At 68.0% G+C, this 18,758-nt stretch carries 24 protein-coding genes; 14 read left to right on the forward strand and 10 right to left on the reverse strand.

What is annotated here, in order from left to right; all coding sequences use genetic code 11:
• The first annotated feature begins 54 nt into the window (after nt 1–54).
• Nucleotides 55–567, forward strand: a complete 513-nt coding sequence (locus ACRSBM_RS01430; protein ID WP_434438834.1) for a hypothetical protein — start codon at nt 55–57, stop codon at nt 565–567.
• Here the strand turns inward: ACRSBM_RS01430 and ybaK are convergent.
• Complete coding sequence (ybaK, locus tag ACRSBM_RS01435) at nt 564–1,040, reverse strand: Cys-tRNA(Pro) deacylase (protein ID WP_434438837.1); 477 nt, start codon at nt 1,038–1,040, stop codon at nt 564–566. The genes ACRSBM_RS01430 and ybaK overlap by 4 nt on opposite strands.
• Nucleotides 1,041–1,132: 92 nt before the next feature.
• Here ybaK and ACRSBM_RS01440 point away from each other — a divergent pair, with 92 nt between their 5' ends.
• On the forward strand, nt 1,133–1,756 hold the full coding sequence (locus ACRSBM_RS01440; protein WP_218159618.1) for a sigma-70 family RNA polymerase sigma factor: 624 nt from the start codon (nt 1,133–1,135) through the stop codon (nt 1,754–1,756).
• Nucleotides 1,753–2,013, forward strand: a complete 261-nt coding sequence (rsrA, locus tag ACRSBM_RS01445) for a mycothiol system anti-sigma-R factor (RefSeq protein ID WP_030476587.1) — start codon at nt 1,753–1,755, stop codon at nt 2,011–2,013. Before ACRSBM_RS01440 ends, rsrA begins: the two co-directional genes overlap by 4 nt.
• A 66-nt stretch (nt 2,014–2,079) precedes the next feature.
• Here rsrA and ACRSBM_RS01450 read toward each other — a convergent pair whose 3' ends face one another.
• Entirely contained in the window at nt 2,080–2,154 is a 75-nt protein-coding gene (locus tag ACRSBM_RS01450) for a 50S ribosomal protein bL37 (RefSeq protein WP_369809028.1), read from the reverse strand.
• A gap of 54 nt (nt 2,155–2,208) precedes the next feature.
• Between ACRSBM_RS01450 and ACRSBM_RS01455 the strand changes: the two genes are divergently transcribed.
• Nucleotides 2,209–3,702: a histidine kinase N-terminal domain-containing protein gene (locus ACRSBM_RS01455; RefSeq protein WP_434452918.1), complete on the forward strand. Its 1,494-nt coding sequence runs from the start codon at nt 2,209–2,211 to the stop codon at nt 3,700–3,702.
• A 141-nt stretch (nt 3,703–3,843) separates the two neighbouring features.
• Here the strand turns inward: ACRSBM_RS01455 and ACRSBM_RS01460 are convergent, their stop codons facing one another.
• Both ACRSBM_RS01460 and ACRSBM_RS01465 read right to left on the reverse strand, forming a co-directional pair.
• Entirely contained in the window at nt 3,844–4,098 is a 255-nt protein-coding gene (locus ACRSBM_RS01460; RefSeq protein ID WP_015104912.1) for a WhiB family transcriptional regulator, read from the reverse strand.
• 284 nt (nt 4,099–4,382) lie between these two features.
• The gene (locus tag ACRSBM_RS01465) at nt 4,383–5,324 is read right to left on the reverse strand and encodes a diacylglycerol/lipid kinase family protein (protein WP_434438840.1); all 942 of its coding nucleotides are present in this window, start codon (nt 5,322–5,324) and stop codon (nt 4,383–4,385) included.
• Nucleotides 5,325–5,574: 250 nt separating this feature from the next.
• Here ACRSBM_RS01465 and ACRSBM_RS01470 point away from each other — a divergent pair, with 250 nt between their 5' ends.
• The 3 genes from ACRSBM_RS01470 (at nt 5,575) to ACRSBM_RS01480 (ending at nt 7,763) form a co-directional block, all read left to right on the forward strand.
• Nucleotides 5,575–5,976, forward strand: a complete 402-nt coding sequence (locus ACRSBM_RS01470) for a hypothetical protein (RefSeq protein ID WP_434438841.1) — start codon at nt 5,575–5,577, stop codon at nt 5,974–5,976.
• Nucleotides 5,977–6,076: 100 nt separating this feature from the next.
• The gene (locus ACRSBM_RS01475; protein ID WP_434438843.1) at nt 6,077–6,787 is read left to right on the forward strand and encodes a S1 family peptidase; all 711 of its coding nucleotides are present in this window, start codon (nt 6,077–6,079) and stop codon (nt 6,785–6,787) included.
• A gap of 190 nt (nt 6,788–6,977) precedes the next feature.
• Nucleotides 6,978–7,763 (forward strand): SAM-dependent methyltransferase, encoded by a 786-nt coding sequence (locus ACRSBM_RS01480; protein WP_434452920.1) that lies wholly within the window; start codon nt 6,978–6,980, stop codon nt 7,761–7,763.
• Nucleotide 7,764: 1 nt separating this feature from the next.
• On the opposite strand, the gene ACRSBM_RS01485 is transcribed toward ACRSBM_RS01480, so the two are convergent.
• From ACRSBM_RS01485 to ACRSBM_RS01495, 3 genes are all read right to left on the reverse strand, one after another.
• The gene (locus ACRSBM_RS01485; protein WP_434438845.1) at nt 7,765–8,181 is read right to left on the reverse strand and encodes a DUF5684 domain-containing protein; all 417 of its coding nucleotides are present in this window, start codon (nt 8,179–8,181) and stop codon (nt 7,765–7,767) included.
• Nucleotides 8,182–8,307: 126 nt separating this feature from the next.
• Complete coding sequence (locus tag ACRSBM_RS01490) at nt 8,308–8,781, reverse strand: GNAT family N-acetyltransferase (protein ID WP_434438847.1); 474 nt, start codon at nt 8,779–8,781, stop codon at nt 8,308–8,310.
• On the reverse strand, nt 8,781–9,377 hold the full coding sequence (locus ACRSBM_RS01495) for a histidine phosphatase family protein (protein ID WP_434438849.1): 597 nt from the start codon (nt 9,375–9,377) through the stop codon (nt 8,781–8,783). Before ACRSBM_RS01495 ends, ACRSBM_RS01490 begins: the two co-directional genes overlap by 1 nt.
• Nucleotides 9,378–9,445: 68 nt before the next feature.
• Between ACRSBM_RS01495 and ACRSBM_RS01500 the strand changes: the two genes are divergently transcribed.
• The 4 genes from ACRSBM_RS01500 to ACRSBM_RS01515 all read left to right on the forward strand — a co-directional run bounded on the left by ACRSBM_RS01500 (nt 9,446) and on the right by ACRSBM_RS01515 (nt 13,863).
• Complete coding sequence (locus ACRSBM_RS01500; RefSeq protein WP_434438851.1) at nt 9,446–9,607, forward strand: hypothetical protein; 162 nt, start codon at nt 9,446–9,448, stop codon at nt 9,605–9,607.
• Nucleotides 9,608–9,909: 302 nt separating this feature from the next.
• Complete coding sequence (locus tag ACRSBM_RS01505) at nt 9,910–12,564, forward strand: alpha/beta hydrolase family protein (protein WP_434438852.1); 2,655 nt, start codon at nt 9,910–9,912, stop codon at nt 12,562–12,564.
• A 211-nt stretch (nt 12,565–12,775) separates the two neighbouring features.
• Nucleotides 12,776–13,165 (forward strand): ArsR/SmtB family transcription factor, encoded by a 390-nt coding sequence (locus tag ACRSBM_RS01510; RefSeq protein WP_434438854.1) that lies wholly within the window; start codon nt 12,776–12,778, stop codon nt 13,163–13,165.
• Nucleotides 13,166–13,185: 20 nt separating this feature from the next.
• Nucleotides 13,186–13,863: an SRPBCC family protein gene (locus ACRSBM_RS01515; RefSeq protein ID WP_434438856.1), complete on the forward strand. Its 678-nt coding sequence runs from the start codon at nt 13,186–13,188 to the stop codon at nt 13,861–13,863.
• A gap of 129 nt (nt 13,864–13,992) precedes the next feature.
• On the opposite strand, the gene ACRSBM_RS01520 is transcribed toward ACRSBM_RS01515, so the two are convergent.
• Complete coding sequence (locus tag ACRSBM_RS01520; protein ID WP_434452922.1) at nt 13,993–14,511, reverse strand: Scr1 family TA system antitoxin-like transcriptional regulator; 519 nt, start codon at nt 14,509–14,511, stop codon at nt 13,993–13,995.
• Between the two features lie 342 nt (nt 14,512–14,853).
• On the opposite strand from ACRSBM_RS01520, the gene ACRSBM_RS01525 reads away from it, so the two are divergent.
• On the forward strand, nt 14,854–15,342 hold the full coding sequence (locus ACRSBM_RS01525) for a hypothetical protein (protein ID WP_434438857.1): 489 nt from the start codon (nt 14,854–14,856) through the stop codon (nt 15,340–15,342).
• A 495-nt stretch (nt 15,343–15,837) separates the two neighbouring features.
• Here ACRSBM_RS01525 and sodN read toward each other — a convergent pair whose 3' ends face one another.
• A complete protein-coding gene (gene sodN / locus ACRSBM_RS01530; RefSeq protein ID WP_065916284.1) occupies nt 15,838–16,245 on the reverse strand; it encodes a superoxide dismutase, Ni in 408 nt (135 codons plus the stop codon).
• Nucleotides 16,246–16,319: 74 nt separating this feature from the next.
• Between sodN and ACRSBM_RS01535 the strand changes: the two genes are divergently transcribed.
• On the forward strand, nt 16,320–16,622 hold the full coding sequence (locus ACRSBM_RS01535; protein ID WP_434438859.1) for a S24 family peptidase: 303 nt from the start codon (nt 16,320–16,322) through the stop codon (nt 16,620–16,622).
• Here ACRSBM_RS01535 and ACRSBM_RS01540 read toward each other — a convergent pair.
• Nucleotides 16,612–17,211, reverse strand: a complete 600-nt coding sequence (locus ACRSBM_RS01540) for a dTDP-4-dehydrorhamnose 3,5-epimerase family protein (RefSeq protein WP_434438861.1) — start codon at nt 17,209–17,211, stop codon at nt 16,612–16,614. The genes ACRSBM_RS01535 and ACRSBM_RS01540 overlap by 11 nt on opposite strands.
• A 333-nt stretch (nt 17,212–17,544) precedes the next feature.
• On the opposite strand from ACRSBM_RS01540, the gene ACRSBM_RS01545 reads away from it, so the two are divergent.
• Complete coding sequence (locus ACRSBM_RS01545) at nt 17,545–18,741, forward strand: NAD(P)-dependent malic enzyme (RefSeq protein WP_434438863.1); 1,197 nt, start codon at nt 17,545–17,547, stop codon at nt 18,739–18,741.
• Nucleotides 18,742–18,758: the final 17 nt, after the last annotated feature.

Raw genomic sequence — 18,758 nt, forward strand, 5'->3', positions numbered from 1 at the left:
GGCGTGATCTGTTCGTCAGAGAAACGCTGCCCGAAATCGATTAGAGGAGAACACGTGAAAAGGATCCGTACGGTCGCGACCGCAGCCGCGCTGGTCGGAGCCGCCAGCTTGGCCGTCGTGGCGACCTCCGTCGCTCAGGCCTCCGGCACGACGGCGGCGGCCCCGTGGTGCACTGCCGACGATCTGGCGATCGGCGTGTATGACTCGCAATCGCCGTCGCCCTCGACCACCAAGGCGCACATCATCAGGTTCGTCGCTGCGGAGGGCGCCTCCTGCAGGATCGGGGGCACCGTGCACAACGTGCGCTTCCTCGACCATCAGGGCAAGGACATGAACGCCTCCCAGAACGGAGGCCAGCCTCCGTACACCGAGACGCTGATCGAGAACGGCCGCTTTGCCGCTACCTACGTGGCATCGGCCCTTGAGGGTCCCCAGATCCGCCCCGCATTCGTCCGCTTCAACCTGCCCGGCCAGGGCGAGCGGGGCGACTTGGTCACCATCCCGTGGCCGCAGTCCGGTATCGGCGCGAACGTCCGGATGGGCGGCATCCAGGCGCCGGTCAGCTAGGCACTGATCGGCGCAACGACCGCGTTGGTCAGCCGCACCAGGTCGGCAGGCGTGATCTCGACTTCGAGCCCACGCCTGCCGGCACTGCAGAACACGGTGTCGAACCCCGAAGCCGACTCGTCGACGACAACCGGCAGGCGCTTCTTCTGGCCGAGAGGTGAAATGCCGCCGGCGACATAACCCGTCGCGCGTTCGGCGTCCGCGACGACGGCCATCTTCGCCTTCTTGCCCTTCAACGCGGCGGCCAGGCCCTTCAGGTCCAGCTGCGCCGTCACCGGCACGACGCCGACCGCGAGCTTGCCGTCCACCTCGGCCACGAGCGTCTTGAAGACGCGCTCCGGCGCCAGGCCGAGCGCTTCGGCCGCCTCCAGGCCGTACGACTCGTGCCGCGGGTCGTGCTCGTACGAATGCAAGGTGTGCGCCACCCGCTGCTTGTCCAGCAGCGCTGTGGCGGGGGTCCCACGTCCGGCCATGCGGAATTACTACCAGCACGTCCGTTGTTACTCAGGACGTGGTGACGAACACGCTTGAGCGGTCCCGCGTAGAGTCAGTCCCGACCCAGAACCTGTGGGAAGGGAGCGCGGTGCCCGCCACCGGCACGACGGAGACGACGGCGGAGCGAGCCGCGCGTTTCGAGCGCGACGCGATGCCGATGCTCGACCAGCTGTACTCGGCTGCCCTGCGCATGACGCGCAACCCGGCGGATGCCGAGGACCTGGTGCAGGAGACGTTCCTCAAGGCCTACTCGGCGTTCGCGTCCTTTTCGGAGGGCACGAACCTCAAGGCGTGGCTGTACCGGATCCTGACGAACACCTACATCAACGGCTACCGCAAGAAGCAGCGCCAGCCGATCCAGCAGCCGACCGAGGAGATCACGGACTGGCAGCTGGCGCAGGCGGAGAGCCACACCTCGTCCGGGCTGCGCAGCGCCGAGGTCGAGGCACTCGACAACCTGCCCGACAGCGACGTCAAGGAAGCATTGCAGCGGTTGCCGGAGGAGTTCCGGATCGCGGTCTACCTCGCCGATGTCGAAGGCTTCGCGTACAAGGAGATCGCAGACATCATGGGCACCCCGATCGGCACGGTGATGTCCCGGTTGCACCGGGGCCGTCGCCAGCTCCGCGACATGCTGGCGGACGTCGCCCGCGACCGCGGTTTCCTCCGAGGCAGCAACGGAGACGCGTCATGAACTGCGGCGAACCCCACGACACCGACTGCTCAGAGGTGCTGTCCGAGGTCTGGCTGTTCCTCGACCAGGAATGCGACCAGGGCCGGCGCGCTGCCCTGCAGACGCACCTCGACGAGTGCCATCCGTGCCTGGAGCAGTTCGGGCTGGAGGAGCACCTCAAGGCGTTGCTCGCGCGCAAGTGTGGCGGGGACTACGCCCCGGCGGATCTGAAGGCGCGCATCCGCGCGACGATCGTGGAGATCCGCGCCGAGGACTGAGCGTTCTCGCCCCGAACGACAAAAAGGCCTGGTCACCGTGGTGGTGTCCAGGCCTTTTCGCAGCACTTAGGCGTTGGGGCGCTTGCCTCGGTTGGCGCCGCCCTTTTTGCGGTCGCGGCGCTTGCGAGCACGCTTCGACATGGGTGTCTCCTAGGATCAGAACTGCTTCAACGACCATTTTCTCATGGAGGAGTTCTGAGCACGCTCACGGACCTGCTGGCCGAGCACACCAAGCTCTCCGGCGCCGCCGTCGACCACCTCCAGCTGGTCGTCGCCGAGTGGCAACTCCTCTCGGACCTCTCGTTCGCGGACTTCCTCATGTACGTGCCGCTGGAGGGTCCCGATCCGGCAGAGCGGAGGTTCCTCTGCGTGGCCCAGGCCCGTCCCACGACGGCGCCCACGGCCCACCCGGAGGACGTCGTCGGCAGCGAGGTCGACTCCGAGGAGCACCCGCAGCTGCGCCGGGCCATGGACGAGTCGCGCATCTGCCGCGAGGAGGACCCGCGCTGGCACCTCGGTGTGCCGGTGCGCCGGGAGACCATCCCGGTGCGGGTGGGCACCGAGGTCATCGCGGTGCTGAGCCGCAGCACGAACCTGGCCGTGCCGCGCGTGCCGTCGCCGTTGGAGATCTCGTACCTCGGCAGCGCCGCCGACCTGTGCCAGATGATCGCGGACGGCACGTTCCCGGCGCCCGAACCGTCGCCGGACGTGCACACCAGTCCGCGCGTCGGAGACGGCCTGATCAGGCTCGACCCGTCTGGAGCCGTGGTGTTCGCCTCGCCGAACGCGTTGTCGGCCTACCACCGCATGGGTCACGCGTCGGACCTGGTGGGCGTCCACCTGGCGCCGTTGACCCGCAGCCTCATCGGCGACCCGTTCGACGCCACCGAGGTCGCCCAGCGCATCAGGCAGGCGCTGGACGGCCAGCCGTCGATGCGCATGGAGGCCGAGTCACGGCGTGGGGCCGCCGTGCTGTTCCGTTCTTTGCCCCTTCGGCCACGCGGGCAGGCCGCGGGCGCCATCGTGCTGTGCCGTGACGTCACCGAGGTGCGCCGCCGCGACCGCGCGTTGATGTCCAAGGACGCCACGATCCGCGAGATCCACCACCGCGTGAAGAACAACCTGCAGACCGTCGCGGCCCTGCTGAGGTTGCAAAGCCGCAGGTTGAGCAACCCGGAGGCGAAGGAGGCACTCGCCGAGTCCGTGCGCCGTGTGACTTCCATCGCACTGGTGCACGAGACGTTGTCGATGTCCGTCGACGAGCGGGTCGACCTCGACGACGTGGTGGACAAGGTCATCCCGATGATGGGCGACGTGGCGGTCACCGAGACCCAGGTGAGCGTGCGCCGCGAGGGTGGTTTCGGGATCGTCTCGGCCGAGATCGCCACCCCGCTGGTGATGGTGCTGACCGAGCTCGTGCAGAACGCCTTCGAGCACGCCTATGCCCCTGGCCAGCGCGGAGAGGTCGTCGTGCACTCCGAGCGGTCCGCCAAGTGGCTCGACGTGACGATCACCGACGACGGCAAGGGGCTTCCGGCCGGTTTCTCCCTGGAACGCACGGATCGCCTGGGTCTGCAGATCGTTCGGACCCTTGTCGATTCCGAACTCAGGGGCTCGTTGAGCTTGCGGCGCAGGCCCCGAGGCGGTACAGAGGCGGTCCTGCGCGTGCCCCTCAGAGGGCGGCGGTAAACTGACCCGGTGCACACGTGACGATCAGCCTCAGCGGTCTCACGTGGTCATGCGGGAGGGTGTGCAAACAACGAAAAAGCCCGACACCTGGCACGGTGTCGGGCTTTTTCTGATCTGTCTGTTTCGCGGCGAACTGCCTGCTCAGGCGTTGCTGCGGGCACGCGTGCGAGCGTTGCGGCGCTTGAGAGCGCGACGCTCGTCTTCGCTCATCCCGCCCCAGACGCCGGCGTCCTGACCGCTCTCGAGCGCCCACGCGAGGCAGTCGGAGACGACGGGGCAACGGCGGCAGACGGTCTTCGCCTCGGCGATCTGAAGCAGCGCGGGACCACTGTTCCCAACGGGGAAGAACAGCTCGGGGTCCTCGTCGCGGCAGATCGCGCGGTGGCGCCAGTCCATTGGAACTACTCCTCAGCTAGGCGCGCACAAGGGCACGCCGGTTGTCAGCGGTCGTTTTGGGGTGCTTGTGAATGCTTTCACGAACGGCTGGGATGTCAAGGGGTAAGCACTGACCCGGTGAGTGAACTCACCTAAAAGATCGACAGCGTTCACCTGGGGTTTCACGCTCTGCTGTCACCCGACTGCAGTACATCCCGGCTGAGTACCGAGACGGTCACGAACCGATCACGGACTGTCAAGTCGTTCCACGGGCGGAGCCTGCCTGCGATGGCCGCGGGCACACCTCATCCGGAGACGGCAACAGTCAGTGCGTCGGGGACCGACCGGAACTCCACCGCCGTGGTCGTTCCGAGGAAATCTCCGTCTACCTGGAGGTTCGCGGGCTCCTCGCACTTCACTCTGACATACCCCACGTCATCACGCCGAACGAGATTTCCGCTCTTCGGATTCCCCGTCGCGAGGACCTGGGCTATGTACCGTCCCACGGTGGGTACCCGCAGCGTCCTCAGCGCACTCAGACCGAGGCCGCCGTCGAACGACGTGCTGGGGTTGAGCTGGATGGCCTTGTCGCCGAAGTACGTCCACGGGTCGGTGTTCGACACGAACACCATGCCGACGTCGGCGAACGGCGCCTCGTCCGGAACCTCGACGGTGAAGTGCTGCGGCTTGCGCACGTTCTGCGCGTAGGCCCCGAACGCGACGCTCAGGTAGAGGGCGGGGCTCGCGTTGTGACCCTTGGCGCGCTTGCGTTCGACGCCCGCCACGACATCGGCGTCGAGGCCCATGCCCGCGTTGAACGTGAACCAGCGGCCGGTCTCGATGACGTCCGCGAAGACCTGGCCGAGCCCGATGCGGCGCCTGGTGCCGTGCTCGATCGACTGGAGCAGGACGTGCGTGGCCTCCACGGGGTCGCGCGGAATGCCGAGCGCGCCCGCGAAGACGTTCGCCGAACCGCCGGGCACGACGCCCAGCATCGGCTTGTCCGGCCGGGGCCCGCCGCGCAGGATGCCGTTGACCACCTCGTTGACCGTGCCGTCGCCGCCGTGGGCGATGACCAGGTCGAACCCGTCCGCCGCGGCGTTGTGGGCCGCGTCCGCCGCGTGACCGCGGTACGAGGTCTCGATGACCTCCAGTCGCACGTCGCTCGCCAGTGCGTGCGCCAGCACGTCACGCCCCGCCGGCGTCGTTGTAGTCGCCTGCGGGTTCACCACGAGAAGAGCGCGCACTACTTGAGGGTAAGACAGTGCGTGACCGTTGGCGGCTCGCATGTCCTCCCTCAGGGTGGCCCCAGCCTCACGAAAGTGGCGCAAATCTCCCTTCCGTAGCACCGCATTCGCCTCGCAGTCGAGTGCACCCCGGACGACCGCCGGCTCGCTGAAGGCCCCTTGATCTTCCCGCGCCGGACGTGCTCGGTGAGCCCTCCAACCGGGTGGCCTACGATCCGTGACCAGTACAGAACGTGAGGAAAGGTCTTCCGTGACCACTGGGACGCAGGCGCCGCCGAACTCGGTGCGCGCCGCCGCCGCGCTCACCCTCCTGCAGGGCCTGGGCGGCATCGCGCTGGCCGTCGCACTCGTCGTGCGGGTGGTCCAGGGAGCGCCGTCAGCAGGGCCGATCCTCGGTGCCGCCGGTGTGCTCGTGCTCTGGTTCGGCGGGGTGCTCTTCGCTTCGGTGATGCTGTTCCGCGGCCACACGGGCGCGCGCACGCCCGTGATCGTCACGCAGCTCCTGCTGCTTGGCTGCGCCTGGTACGCGTACGGACCGTCAGAACAACAGTTGCTGGGCTCGTTGGGCGGCATCTACTGCGTTGTCGTGCTCGTGCTGTTGTTCACCAACGACGGCCGTAAGTGGGCACTGGGTCTGCCGGACGCCGCGTAGTGAGACAAAGCCTACTAACGGAGGGTGGTTACGGTCACACGTCCGGGTGAAGCTGTGGGTGGTTGCTTAACCACTCCCTGCACTCACGAGGTGACCAACCATGCGTTTGATGACCGCGATCGCGGGCGCCTTCCTGACGGCGCTCTCTCTCGCTCCCGCTACCGCCACGGCGGCTCCGGAGAACCCGGACATGCAGCCGATGATCATCGGCGGCAGCTACGCCCAGAACTTCCCCTACGCGGCACGCCTGTTCTTCAACGGACGGCAGAACTGCTCGGCCACGAAGATCGCGCCTCAGTGGATCCTGACCGCTGAGCACTGCGTGTCCGGTAACGGCACCTACACGTTCCGCGCCGGCAGCCTGGACCAGACCTCGGGTGGGCAGCTCGTCACCGCCACCCAGATCATCAAGCACCCGTCGGCGGACCTGGCGCTGGCGCGGGTGAACACGGCGATGTCCGCGCCGTTCTCCCCGCTCGGCAACCCCGTCACGGTCGGCCAGACCGTGCAGCTCTACGGCTGGGGCGCCACCTGCACCAACCAGCCGGAGATCAACTGTCAGTCCCGGTACCTGAAGGTGGCGAACACCCGCGTCACGTCCACCAACGGCCGTGACTACCGCGGTGGCGTCGCCATCTCGGTGCAGCGGGTCGACGGCATCGCGGCCGGCGGTGACTCCGGTGGCCCGATGTTCGCCAACGGCCGCCAGGTCGGCGTCGCGTCGACGTCGGACCGTTCCACGCGGTCCAACTACACCAGCGTCAACCACTCCAGCTACCGCTCCTGGATCCGGCAGTACACGGGCGTCTGATTCGAAGTAACGCGGGGGCCCTGCGTTTCCTTGTGGGAAACGCAGGGCCCCCGCGTGTCGTCCGCGAGTGTCACCCTACGTGTTCACTAATGGTGGATGGACACGAACGGAGTAGCCGGTTACCGTGCCTCCAGCGTTCGCGCCGCTCGGAAGCAGGGTGAGGTGCGCAGTGCAGGACGGCCCGAAGCGGGTGACGACAAACGGCGATTCCGAACGCCCAAATGTGGCTCGCCTGTTCGACTACTACCTGGGCGGAGCGCACAACTTCGCGGTTGACCGCGCGGTGGCCGAGGAGATCATCGACCGGTTCCCGATCGCCGAGATGGCCCGGATCATCAGGTCGTTCTCCCGGCGCGTGGTGCGCCTGTGCGTCGAGGAGTACGGCATCCGCCAGTTCCTCGACCTCGGTAGCGGCATCCCGACAGCGGGCAACGTGCACGAGGTGGCCCAGTCGATCGACCCGTCCTGCAACGTCGTCTACGTCGACCGCGACCCGGTGACCGTCGCCCACGCCCGGACGATGCTGCGCGACAACCTCAACGCCGCGATCGTGCAGTCCGACATCTGCGACGTCGGCGCCGTGCTGCGCCACCCGGAGACGCGCCGGCTCCTCGACTTCTCCCAGCCGGCCGCCGTGCTGTTCGTCGGCGTCCTCTCGCACGTCACCGACGAGCCCGCCGGCGTCGTGGCGAGGTACCGCGCCGCGTTGTGCGAGGGCAGCGTTCTCGCGCTGACGCACCTCACGAAGGATGTCGAGCCGGAGCTGGTGGACCAGCTCGTCGAGCTCGCGCGAGGTGTGGACTCCGAACTCGTCCCGCGGTCGAAGCACGACGTGGAGGAGTTCCTCTGCGGCCTGAAACTGCTGGAACCCGGGCTGGTGCTCGCCGCCCACTGGAGGGCGGACGGCGAGCTCCCCGGTACTTCCGCGACAGCCGACGCGTCCACCTACGGCGCTGTCGGCATGGTCGGCGGTTAGATCAGCCCCGGTAGGCGGCCTGCTGGCCGGCCAGTGCGGCCGGGCCGCGGTACTGCGCGCCGCCGAACGCGAGGATGGCGTAGCCGATGAGGCTGAACAGCCACAGGGCGACGACGCCGAACACGGCGTCCTTCGCGAACGACTTCGCGATGTCGATCGACACGATGACCGACATGATCACGTTGACGAACGGGATCAGCATCAGGATCAGCCACCAGCCCGGACGACCGGCGATCTTCAGCCACACGTAGATGTTGTAGATCGGGATGATCGCCGCCCAGCCGGGCTGCCCGGCCTTGGTGTTGACCTTCCACATGATGACGATGCCGATCACGACGAAGATCAGGCTGATCACCAGGAAAACGCCCGAAACGGCTGCGGCGGCCGACGGGTCGATGGTGGTCGGGTCAGTGCCCACGGTCTTTCCTTCTTTCCACGCTTACTCAGTGCCGGGGGATCGGCGAGCGGGGACGCTGCCAGTACCGCGCAGGCGTCCCGTGTGGAATTCCCGTTTCGTGAGCCTTTCGAGACCTTCCGTCTACCTTCAGAGGGCAGCGCCCAGCTTCTGCAGTGCCTCGTCGGCCACTCGCATCACCGTCCACTCGTCCATTGGGACGGCACCGAGCTTCTTGTAGAAGCCGATGCTCGGCTCGTTCCAGTTGAGGACCCACCACTGGAATCGCGTGTAGCCCTTGGCGACGCACTCCTGGGCAAGTGTTTCCAGGAGCTGCCTGCCGATGCCGTTGCCGCGCTGCTCCGGCGTGACGTAGAGGTCCTCGAGGTAGATGCCGTGCACGCCGTCCCACGTCGAGAAGTTGAGGAACCACAACGCGATCCCGACGACCTCACCGTCCACTTCGGCCACATGACCGAACAGCGCGGGGCTGTCGTTGAACAACGCGGTGTGCAACTGTTCCGCGGTGAGGTGGCACTGCTCCGGTGCTTTCTCGTACAACGCCAGCTCGTGCACCAGCCGCACGACCGCGTCGACGTCACGCGGTTCCACCCGCCGGATCATCACACCTCCCACGCGGGCACGTTGAGCCTGCGCACCTGCGGGTCGCCCCGCTCGTCGCCCAGCTGGCAGATGCCGGCCGGGTCCAGTCCGAAGTGGACACCCTGGTCGGGCGCCAGTCCCAGCCACGCCGCGATCAGCACGCGGCTGAAGTGCCCGTGACCCACCAGCACGACGTCGCCGCCGGGCAGGATCTTGCGCGCCTCGCCGAGCACCTTGCGGGCCCGGTCCTGCACCTCGGCGTGCGTCTCCCCGTTCGGCATCGGGTGGCTCCACACCGTCCAGCCGGGAACACGCTCGCGGATCTGCGGCGTGGTGATGCCCTCGTAGTCGCCGTAGTCCCACTCGGCGAGGTCCTCGGTCGTGCCGGCGATCTCGAGGCCGGCCAGTTTCGCCGTCCTGGTGGCCCGTTGCCGCGGACTGGTCAGCACGAGCGCGGGCGCCTGGTCCGTGCCCCTCAGCCGGGCGAGCACGGCGCCCGCGCGGCGTGCCTGCTGCTCGCCCTCGGGCGTCAGCTCGATGTCAGTGCGTCCCGTGTGCCTGCCGCTCTCGGACCACTCGGTCTGGCCGTGACGCAGCAGGTAAAGGTGGGTGCTCACCCGTTCGATCCTAAGGAGTGACGGGGAGCACGTTTGGAGCAGTCCACCATCGAGGTACTCCACCCGCCATGACCGCCGAGCACTCCGACCACGGCGCCCCTGACGAGGTAGACGCCCAAGAGATCCGCGAGGCCTTCGGGGTCCGCGTCGCCCGCATCCGCGCGGACCTGACGTCGACGTGGAACAAACTGAGCCAGAACGGACACGACACGGACACCAGAGATCGGTAGCCGTTACGGTTTTCGTCGAAACACACCGAACCGCCGAGCTATTGAGATCGTTCGAATGGCTGGACGGCGGTCCGGCGATCAGGGCCACTTAGTCCAGGGGTTCGTCCAGGGGTTCGGCAACGACAGGCGAACCCCTCCTGGTGGTGCTCACACCGACAAATCCCGGTTCGCTGGGCCGAATGGCGTAATACCCACGGCTGGTTGTCGTTTTGATTGGCGGATTTGCGGCGAAATGACGAGCGTTGTGCTGCGCGGCGCCGATAGAACGGAGTGGATCGTCCTTTTCTGAGGGGGACCCACATATGCGCCGAATAGTCGCGCTTTTGGTACCTGTTGTGCTCGCCGCGGTCATACCGGCCACATCCGCGTCGGCCGCGCCGCAACCACCGTCGTCCGTGCCGGGCTGGAGCGTCACCGGTGGCGAGATCCGGTGGACCGCTCCCGCGCCGCTGCCGGCGTCGGACGCGGGCGTCGAGTTCTGGGAGGGGGACCGGTTCCTCGGAACGGCGAGAGAGTCGGCCAACCTGCGCACCTTCACGTTGAACGCCCGGCTGGAGAACCCCGCGGCGCTCCAGGTGCGTTCGGCCGGACGCCGGTTGGACGTGGCGGAGCCCTCCGCGGCGAGCCTCGGCGTGCCGGAACTGCCCGCGCAACAGCCGCCGGCGGCCGTCGACCCCGGTGAGCCGGGGCCGTACGCCACGACCACCGGCGCGTACGCGCTCGACCCGATCACGCTGCCGGAGTACAAGGCACCGATCGAGATGGAGGCCGTCGTCGTCGCACCCGAGGGTGCGTCCGGCAAGCGGCCGCTGGTGCTGTTCCTGCACGGCAGGCACGCGACCTGCTACAGCAGGACCACCCCGAACCAGGTCACGCTGCAGTGGCCGTGCCCGGCCGGCCTGACCTCGATCCCGAGCCACCGCGGTTACCTCAAGGCGCAGCAGCTGCTGGCCTCCCAGGGCTACGTGACGGTGTCGATCTCCGCGAACGGCATCAACGCCCAGGACGCGATGACCACCGACGCGGGCGCTCAGGCTCGTTCGTCGCTGGTGCGCCACCACCTGGCGAAGTGGGCCGAATGGTCCGCTGGCCGTGGCACGCCGCCCGCCGCGGTGCGGCCCGCCGACATGTCGAAGGTGCTGCTGGTCGGCCACTCCCGTGGTGGCGAGGGCGTCAACCGCGCCGCGACCGACAGCCTCACCCCGCCGCCCGGCGACACCGGGTTCAGCGGACCGGTGCGCTGGAACATCCGCGGCGACGTGCTGATCGGTCCCACGATCTTCGGCCACAACCCGGCGCCGGACGTGCCGTCGGTGACGTTCCTGCCCGGTTGCGACGGTGACGTCTCCGACCTGCAGGGCCAGATGTTCCTCGACCAGGCGCGTGGCCTGGGCCGTGGCGCCGCGTTGCACAGCGCGCTGTACATGGTCGGCGCGAACCACAACTACTTCAACAGCGAGTGGACGCCCGGCCAGGCCGAGGCCCCCGCGAGCGACGACTTCTTTCCGGGTCAGACGCCCGACCCGGTGTGCGCGCCGGGAACCGCGACCCGCCTGACCGCCGACCAGCAGCAGGCCGCGGGTGCCACGTACGTCGCGGCGTCCGCGCGCCTGTTCCTGGCCCGCGACGAGTCCGTGCTGCCACTGCTCGACGGCTCGGGCGTGCGCGCCCCGTCCGCCGGCCCGGCCCGCGTTCTCTCGCACGCCGTCGGTGGCGACCGCAAGCCGTTCGTCGTGCCCGACGCCGCCACCTCCGTGTCGGGTGCCGCCCGCGTCTGCCAGCAGACCGCACGCGATCCCCTGGTGGCGTGCGGTGGTTCCCGCTCGCCGCACTTCGTCGGCTTCCGCTACGCCTCGTCCCAGCCCGAGCGCCTCGCGGTCGCGCTGACGTGGTCGGCCGCGGGACAGGCGGCCGAGATCAGGCCCGCCGAGCCGGTGTCGTTGCGGGGTTCTCGTGACCTGGCGCTGCGCCTGGCCGTTCCGGCCAACACCCCGGCCACCCGGTTCGGCGTGTCCGTCACCGACCACAGTGGACAGAAGCGGTCACTCGGCACGGTGTCGGTGACGGGCCTGCCCGGCAGCGAACGCACGAGTTCCCAGTGGGCGCAGGAAGTACGCGTCCCGCTGCCCGCGGGCCTGGGAGAGATCTCCGCGCTGGAACTGGTCCCCGAGTCGGCGTCGGGATCGGCGTGGCTCATCGACGCCTACGGCTGGGACAAGGGCCTCGTCCCGGTCCTGCCGGCGCGCATCGGCCGAGTCGACGTCGCCACCGCGGCGGTCGACGAGGGCGACTCCGGCACCCAGACCCACAACATCGTCGTCACGTCCGCCGGCAACGGCACCCGCGTCATCCGGCTGTTCTACAACGACGCGGCGAACAAGCCCGCGACCAGGCTCGTGACGCTGAAGCCGGGCGAGCACCGCGTCGAGGTGCCGGTGACCTTCAGCGGCAACACCAAGTGGGGCTCCGACACCCACCACCCCGTCGCGGTGCAGGCGCTCTCCAACGCCGTCGCGGGCGCGGCGGTCGGTGGCCTGCTCGTGCGCGAGGACGACCCGGCGCCCGACGTGTCGGTCACCCCGGTGGCCGGCAGCGTCACGGAGGGCGGCACGCTGAAGTGGACGCTGACCCTGTCCGAAGCCGCGGACACCAGCGTCCTGTTCCAGGCCGCCCCGATCGCACCGGCCGGTGCCGCGGAACTGTCCACAACGGACGTCGACGCCGGGTGGTTCCGGAACAACTCCGGCGAGGAGGTGCTGCCGTCGCGGCCGCTCTCCTCGACACAGCTGTACTTCTTCGTGTACTTCCCGGCTGGCCAGACCTCGCTCGAGGTGTCGGTGCCGACCGTGACCGACTCCGTTGCCGAGGAGGAGGAGCAGGTGCGGTTGAAGTTCGAGGGGCTGCGGCCCGCGGGCGTCGGGTTCGAGGTGACGGGCACGGTGGCTGACGCCGCGTAGTCCCGGTTCCGCGACCTGGTGAACGGCGCCGCTCCCCTGGGCAGGGAGCGGCGCCGTTCGGCGTTTCAGCGTGCGCGGAGACACCGTCCTGGCGGGGTAGCTGATGCGGTGTCGATCAGCGCCGGTGAGGCCGCCGACGACGCCGGAGGCGTTAGCACCTCGGGATGCCAGCTTTGACTTATATAAGTCACGGCTGGCATAGTTCGTGCTTATGCACGCGTTCGACATCCTCGGCGACCCGGTGCGCCGACGAATTCTGGAGCTGCTCGCCGACGGCGAGCGGACCTCTGGCGCGATCACCGACGTGATCCGGGCCGAGTTCGGACTCTCCCAGCCGGCTGTCTCACAGCATCTGCGCGTGCTGCGTGACAGCGGGTTCGCGTCGGTGCGGGCTGCGGGAGCTCGCCGGTTCTACGCCGTCGAGTCCGCGCCGCTGAGCGAGGTTGACGCGTGGTTGGACCGGTTTCGCCGGTTGTGGGATCAGCGCCTTGACGCTCTGGGAACCGAGCTGGCCCGGGGCAGGCGTGCAGCTCGGAGTCCAGCTGGTGAAGAGCTCTCCCCACCAGCCGAATTCAGCCCTGATCCAGACAAGACCGATTGATCAGCGAAGGGGATATGACGATGAAGGATGTACTCGACGAACTGGCCGCCGCCCGCCGGAAGATGGGCACGGCGACCCTGCCCGCCGGTGAGGCTTACACCATGGAGCTGAGGCGTCGCTACGACGCGCACCTCGACGACGTGTGGGACGCCATCACCAGCCCCGAGCGACTGAGCCGCTGGATGAAGCCAATCACCGGCGACCTGCGCCTCGGTGGGGCATTCGAGCTGGACGGCGGCGAGCACGGTGAGATCCTCCGTTGCGAGCCGCCGCGCCTGCTGCGGGTGTCCTGGATGTTCGGGCCTGGAGCCGACGAGTGGCCGGGCACGAGCGAGGTCGAGGTGCGCCTGTCTCCTGGCTCGGCCGGCGACACCGAGCTCGAACTGGTCCACGCCGCGGCCATCGGAGAGCCCATGTTTCCCACCTACGGCCCCGGTGCCGGCGGCGTCGGCTGGGACCTGCACCTCCTCACCCTCGCCAGGTTCCTGGGCGACGGCGAGGTTCTCGACCACGAGGAGTTCCGGGCATCGCCCGCCGGCCACGCGTTCCTCCGCCGCAGCGCCGCCGCCTGGGGCGAGGCCCACCTGGCCGGCGGCGGCGAACCGGACCACGTCGCGGCCGCGGTCGAGGCCACGACCGCGTTCTACGTGCCCACCGGGGACGCGTCGACCCAGGCGAGCGGGTCGACGCTGAGCTGAAGAACTGGCGGATACTGCGCAAGATCCGCTCCCCGCCGCACCTCCAAACTTGTTGCCGCAGTCCAGACCTCATGATCGCCAGCGGCTGATCAGGTTGGCAAAGGCTCACTGGCCAAACGCAGCGCAGCGTCACGACACATCTGGACGCTCACCTGACGCAGCCGCGTACTCCTCCGTGAGCAACTGGCTGAAGAGGTCTCTCGACTCGTAGTGACTCAATGCTGTGTGGTCCAGGCTCGCCAGAACCCTCCGGCATCGAGACGTCGCTGCACCGTCCTGCACGAAAACTCTCGCGACATCGCAATCTACGACGGCCGTGGCAGGCATCTTCTCGTATTCGTAGAGCGTGAAGCCGGACGAGGAAGGCAACTCCTTGCCCGCTGGAACGACGCGAAGCGCCCACGACATGTGCTTGAGCAGCTCCAGCTGATCCATCCGCGTGCGATCGTCATCGAGCTGCGCTCTAACCGCCGCTTCACTCACGTAGAACATGAATGTCGGCCGCCTTGGTGCTCGAAGGATGTCGCGACGTTCCTGCTGGGACTGGACGGCAGACCGGATCTGCTCAGGGGTTGCCCCGCACTGCAGCGTCGAGGATCTACAGGCCGCCGGGGCTCGAAAGGTGCTCGTAGATCTGACGAACACCACCAACTTGTTGCAGTTGATCAAGGCTTAGAGCAGCCGCGTTCAGAGTTTCGTTCTTCATCAAGGCGGCCTTGCGGGGCCGCCATCCAACGCCCCGTCATACCGATGAGCGGATATTCGGCGCCATTTTCAGCCGGTTCCGGCAAGACCGCAAGGTCGCGGCTTCAGGTCGATCGCGCACTGGAGCTGACTTTCTGTGACATCCTCGCGCACCCGCCAGAAGTGACGCGGGTCTGGCGGAGGCGGTGCGCCGCTGGATCGGCGACGCCCCGGTTCCGGCGCATGCCTGATCGGAGCGCTCGCGCGTACCGTGCCAGGAGGAGGCGAGGCCTGGGGAGGCGCCGGATGCGTGGACGTTATTGGCTGCTGCTGTCGTACGTCCTGCTGGCGACCGGGCTGTGGCTCTGGACAGACTACTGGCCGTGGCTGCTCTGGGCGTTCCCGATCGCGCTCGTCTTCACGTTCGTGGTCCTCATGTCCGGGTACAGCAGCGAATTCACGGTCCGGCGGCGGTGGCGCGAGATGCGGGAACTCGCAGAGCGGATTGGCGCGCGCGACGGCGAGCTGGTGTACGAGAGCTGGCGGCGGTGGGCGGCCCTCGGCCACCAAGCTTCGATGTGCCTACAGACCATCCGCTCCGGCACCGTGGCCGAGGTCCGGCGGACGCTCGCCAGCAGAATCAGGGCCGCCGGCTTCGTGCCCGACTCCACCGGGCACTGGTGGACCGGGACCGGCAAGATCATGCTCTCCACAGACGTCCGGACCGAGGAGTTCTTCCGTGTGATCCCCGAGGGCCACGTCTTCACCGAAATATGCATGCGCGAGACGCGCTAGTACTGCAACGGCCGTCAGGCAATTGGGCAGCCGCGGAGTTCGTGGCGACTGAGACGGGGCTTGGTGTGTCGTCGGCGGCGGAAGCATGACCAGGCCTAGACGTGCTCGGCAGCGTCGGCGACACGCAGGTCCGGCCCTCAGTGCGGTAACGGCATTCGGGACAAGTTTGAGACTTTGCACCAGCTGGTGACCTGACGATGTCCCGCTACGGATGAACCCGCAGGATCGCACCCGCCGCAGGTGACAAATAGCGTGGTCCGTCACAGTACTTCTCTGCCTGCTGCCACGTCACCCGCATCCGGACACAATCGCATAGGCGTTCGAATTAGGGGTCAAGTTTCATTCAGGGCGAATCGTCTTGACGGATCGACCGAGGGCTGTCCAAAGTGGACTTACTTGGGCGTCTGGAGGCCGTCGAACAACCCTCAAGGACGAAGAACGACGCTGACCGACGAAAGAGGTTCGCTGGTCAGCGTCGTTCTCAGGGCTCCGAGCTCAGCCCTGCTTGGTCTCCCAGAAGATCTTGTCGATCTGCGCGATCAGGTCCAGCAGCTGCTGGCCCGTCGCCGGGTCCATCGACCCCTTGGTGCCCGACGCACCCGCGGCCTTGGTGGCGCGGTTGAACAGGTCGTGCAGCTCCGGGTACTTCTCGAAGTGCGGCGGCTTGAAGTAGTCCGTCCACAGCACCCACAGGTGGTGCTTGACGAGCTCGCTGCGCTGTTCCTTGATCAGGACGGCGCGCTCCCGGAACTCCGGGTCCTCGTTGGCCTGGTACTTCTCCTGAACCGCCTTGACCGACTCGGCCTCGATGCGGGCCTGCGCCGGGTCGTAGACGCCGCAGGGCAGGTCGCAGTGCGCGGTGGCTTCGACGCGCGGGCGGAGAATGCGCGACACGAGTCGCATCGTTCCTCCCAGAATGGAAAACAGTGGATGCTCCGACAGGTAGGACCTTACTCCGGCGGACCGAAGGGTGATCGTTGAGACCGCGTCTCTCCACCGTGCTCGTGCAGGGTCCGTCGATGGTGCCGGCCCTGCGCCACGACGACATCGTGCTGGTCAGGTGGGGTGCGAGGCCTCGGCCGGGGCAGATCGTGCTGGTGCGGTGGGCCGGCCGGCCGGGCCAGCTCTCGGTGAAGCGTGCCTCCCACGAAGTGGACGGGGGGTGGCACGTGGTGGGAGACAACCCGTACGCGAGCACGGACTCCGGGCAGCTCGGACCTGCGGAAGTGCTCGGAGTCGTCAAAGCTCGACTATGGCCGAGGCCGGGTTTCAGGCTTTGAGGGACGCGTAGAGGGCCAGGCAGTCCTCATAGCGCGGCAGCACGCCGGCCTCGTAGGCCTCGGCCAGGGTGGGCGCCGCCGTGTCCTTCTCCGACAGCAGGAACTCGAACTCGCGCGGCCACGGCAGGTCCAGCGCCGGGTCGAGCGGCGTGAGGCCGTGTTCGCCGGACGGGGTGTAGACCGTCGAGCAGAGGTAGTTCATGGTCGTGTCGTCCTCCAGCGCGATCATCGCGTGGCCCAGGCCCTCGGCCAGGTAGACCGCGTTGCACTTCCCGGACGTCACGAGCACGGCCTCCCACTGGGCGAACGTGGGCGAGCCGACGCGGATGTCGACGATCACGTCGATGAACGAGCCGCGCGGGCAGAAGACGTACTTCGCCTGCGACGGCGGCACGTCCGCGTAGTGGATGCCGCGGATGGTCCCCGCGCGGGAGACGCTGTGGTTGGTCTGGGCGAGCCGGAGGGGGTGCCCGACCGCCTCGACGAAGGCGGCCTCCTGGTACGGCGAGGCGAACACGCCGCGGTCGTCCGGGAACGTCCGGGGAGTGAACTCGAACGCGCCGTTGATTTTCAGCGAACTCGCCTGCATCCCGTCACTCTAAGGCGTCAATTCTTCTTGACCGATCGGGTGCTTCCTGCCTGCAGAAACTGACCGGTCGGTTCAGAAAACCGGACGGACGTCTTGCTACATGCCCTCTGACCTGCGGAAAAAGTGTGATCCCCGCCGCAGACAGCGGCGCGCGACCCTGCCACACTGCCGTTCACCCGCATCACTCGGGCAGTTCTCCGACGCAACTCGTCGGAGGTCGTCGACCGAGTTTTCAGGCCCCGTGCACCCGGCGTGACAACGCTGGGCCGGTGCGCCGTTTGGTGATGAGCCCCAGTTGGGCCACTACGCCGCCCGCACCGCAGGAGGGACGCCGTGACAGCAGTGAACGAAGCCCGTACCGAGAACTCCGACCCGACGCAGCTGACGGACGAGGAGATCTTCAACGCGCACCTGGGCGGGAAGCTCGAGGTCGGCGCGACCGCCTCGCTCGCTGACCCGAAGGCGCTGTCCATCGCGTACACCCCCGGTGTCGCACGAGTGAGCAAGGCGATCGCCGAGGACGCGGGTCTCGCGGCGAAGTACACGTGGGCGCACCGCCTGGTCGTCGTCGTCAGCGACGGCACCGCGGTGCTCGGTCTCGGCGACATCGGCCCGAGCGCGTCGCTGCCCGTCATGGAGGGCAAGTCCGCGCTGTTCAAGACGTTCGGCGGCCTCGACTCCATCCCGCTCGTGCTGAACACGACGGACGTCGACGAGATCGTCGAGACGCTGGTCCGGCTGCGTCCGTCGTTCGGCGCGGTGAACCTGGAGGACGTCTCCGCCCCGCGCTGCTTCGAGTTGGAGCGCAAGCTGATCGAGGCGCTCGACTGCCCGGTCATGCACGACGACCAGCACGGCACGGCGGTCGTGTCGCTGGCCGCGCTCAACGGCGCGAACACGGTTCTCGGCAAGCGCATCGCCGACCAGCGGGTGGTCATCTCCGGTGCGGGTGCCGCGGGCATCGCGATCGCCAAGATCCTCATCGCCGCCGGTGCCGGTGACATCACGCTGCTGGACTCGCGTGGCATCGTCCGCACGGGCCGGGCCGGGCTGAACCCGGTCAAGGAGGAGATCGCGGCGGTCACGAACTCCAGCGGCCTCGAGGGCGGCATCGACGTCGCCCTGCGCGGCGCGGACGTCTTCATCGGCGTGTCGTCGTCGAAGGTGTCGGAGGACCTGATCGCGAGCATGGCGGACGACTCGATCGTCTTCGCGCTGTCGAACCCGGACCCCGAGGTGCACCCGGAGGTCGCCGCCCGGCACGCCGCGATCGTGGCGACCGGCCGCAGTGACTTCCCGAACCAGATCAACAACGTGCTCGCGTTCCCCGGCATTTTCCGCGGGGCTCTCGACTCGGGTGCGCGACGGATCACCGAAGGGATGAAACTCGCGGCCGCGGACGCCATTCTCGCCGTCGCGAAGGATGATTTGGGCCCAGACCGAATTGTTCCCTCGGCATTGGATCCGCGGGTCGGACCCGAGGTCGCGGCGGCTGTGGCCGTGGCGGCGAAGGCCGACGGAGTCGCCTGATCACACCCTTGTAATCG

It is taken from the genome of Lentzea xerophila (assembly GCF_051094245.1).
GTDB classification, from domain to species: Bacteria; Actinomycetota; Actinomycetes; order Mycobacteriales; family Pseudonocardiaceae; genus Lentzea; species Lentzea xerophila.

What these genes read in the sequence shown, in the direction of transcription:
- ybaK (WP_434438837.1), bottom strand. Translation starts at nt 1,040, where the DNA reads ATGGCCGGACGTGGGACCCCCGCCACAGCGCTGCTGGACAAGCAGCGG.
- rsrA (WP_030476587.1), top strand. Translation starts at nt 1,753, where the DNA reads ATGAACTGCGGCGAACCCCACGACACCGACTGCTCAGAGGTGCTGTCC.
- ACRSBM_RS01460 (WP_015104912.1), bottom strand. Translation starts at nt 4,098, where the DNA reads ATGGACTGGCGCCACCGCGCGATCTGCCGCGACGAGGACCCCGAGCTG.
- ACRSBM_RS01475 (WP_434438843.1), top strand. Translation starts at nt 6,077, where the DNA reads ATGCGTTTGATGACCGCGATCGCGGGCGCCTTCCTGACGGCGCTCTCT.
- ACRSBM_RS01490 (WP_434438847.1), bottom strand. Translation starts at nt 8,781, where the DNA reads ATGATCCGGCGGGTGGAACCGCGTGACGTCGACGCGGTCGTGCGGCTG.
- ACRSBM_RS01500 (WP_434438851.1), top strand. Translation starts at nt 9,446, where the DNA reads ATGACCGCCGAGCACTCCGACCACGGCGCCCCTGACGAGGTAGACGCC.
- ACRSBM_RS01505 (WP_434438852.1), top strand. Translation starts at nt 9,910, where the DNA reads ATGCGCCGAATAGTCGCGCTTTTGGTACCTGTTGTGCTCGCCGCGGTC.
- ACRSBM_RS01510 (WP_434438854.1), top strand. Translation starts at nt 12,776, where the DNA reads ATGCACGCGTTCGACATCCTCGGCGACCCGGTGCGCCGACGAATTCTG.
- ACRSBM_RS01515 (WP_434438856.1), top strand. Translation starts at nt 13,186, where the DNA reads ATGAAGGATGTACTCGACGAACTGGCCGCCGCCCGCCGGAAGATGGGC.
- ACRSBM_RS01525 (WP_434438857.1), top strand. Translation starts at nt 14,854, where the DNA reads ATGCGTGGACGTTATTGGCTGCTGCTGTCGTACGTCCTGCTGGCGACC.
- sodN (WP_065916284.1), bottom strand. Translation starts at nt 16,245, where the DNA reads ATGCGACTCGTGTCGCGCATTCTCCGCCCGCGCGTCGAAGCCACCGCG.
- ACRSBM_RS01540 (WP_434438861.1), bottom strand. Translation starts at nt 17,211, where the DNA reads ATGCAGGCGAGTTCGCTGAAAATCAACGGCGCGTTCGAGTTCACTCCC.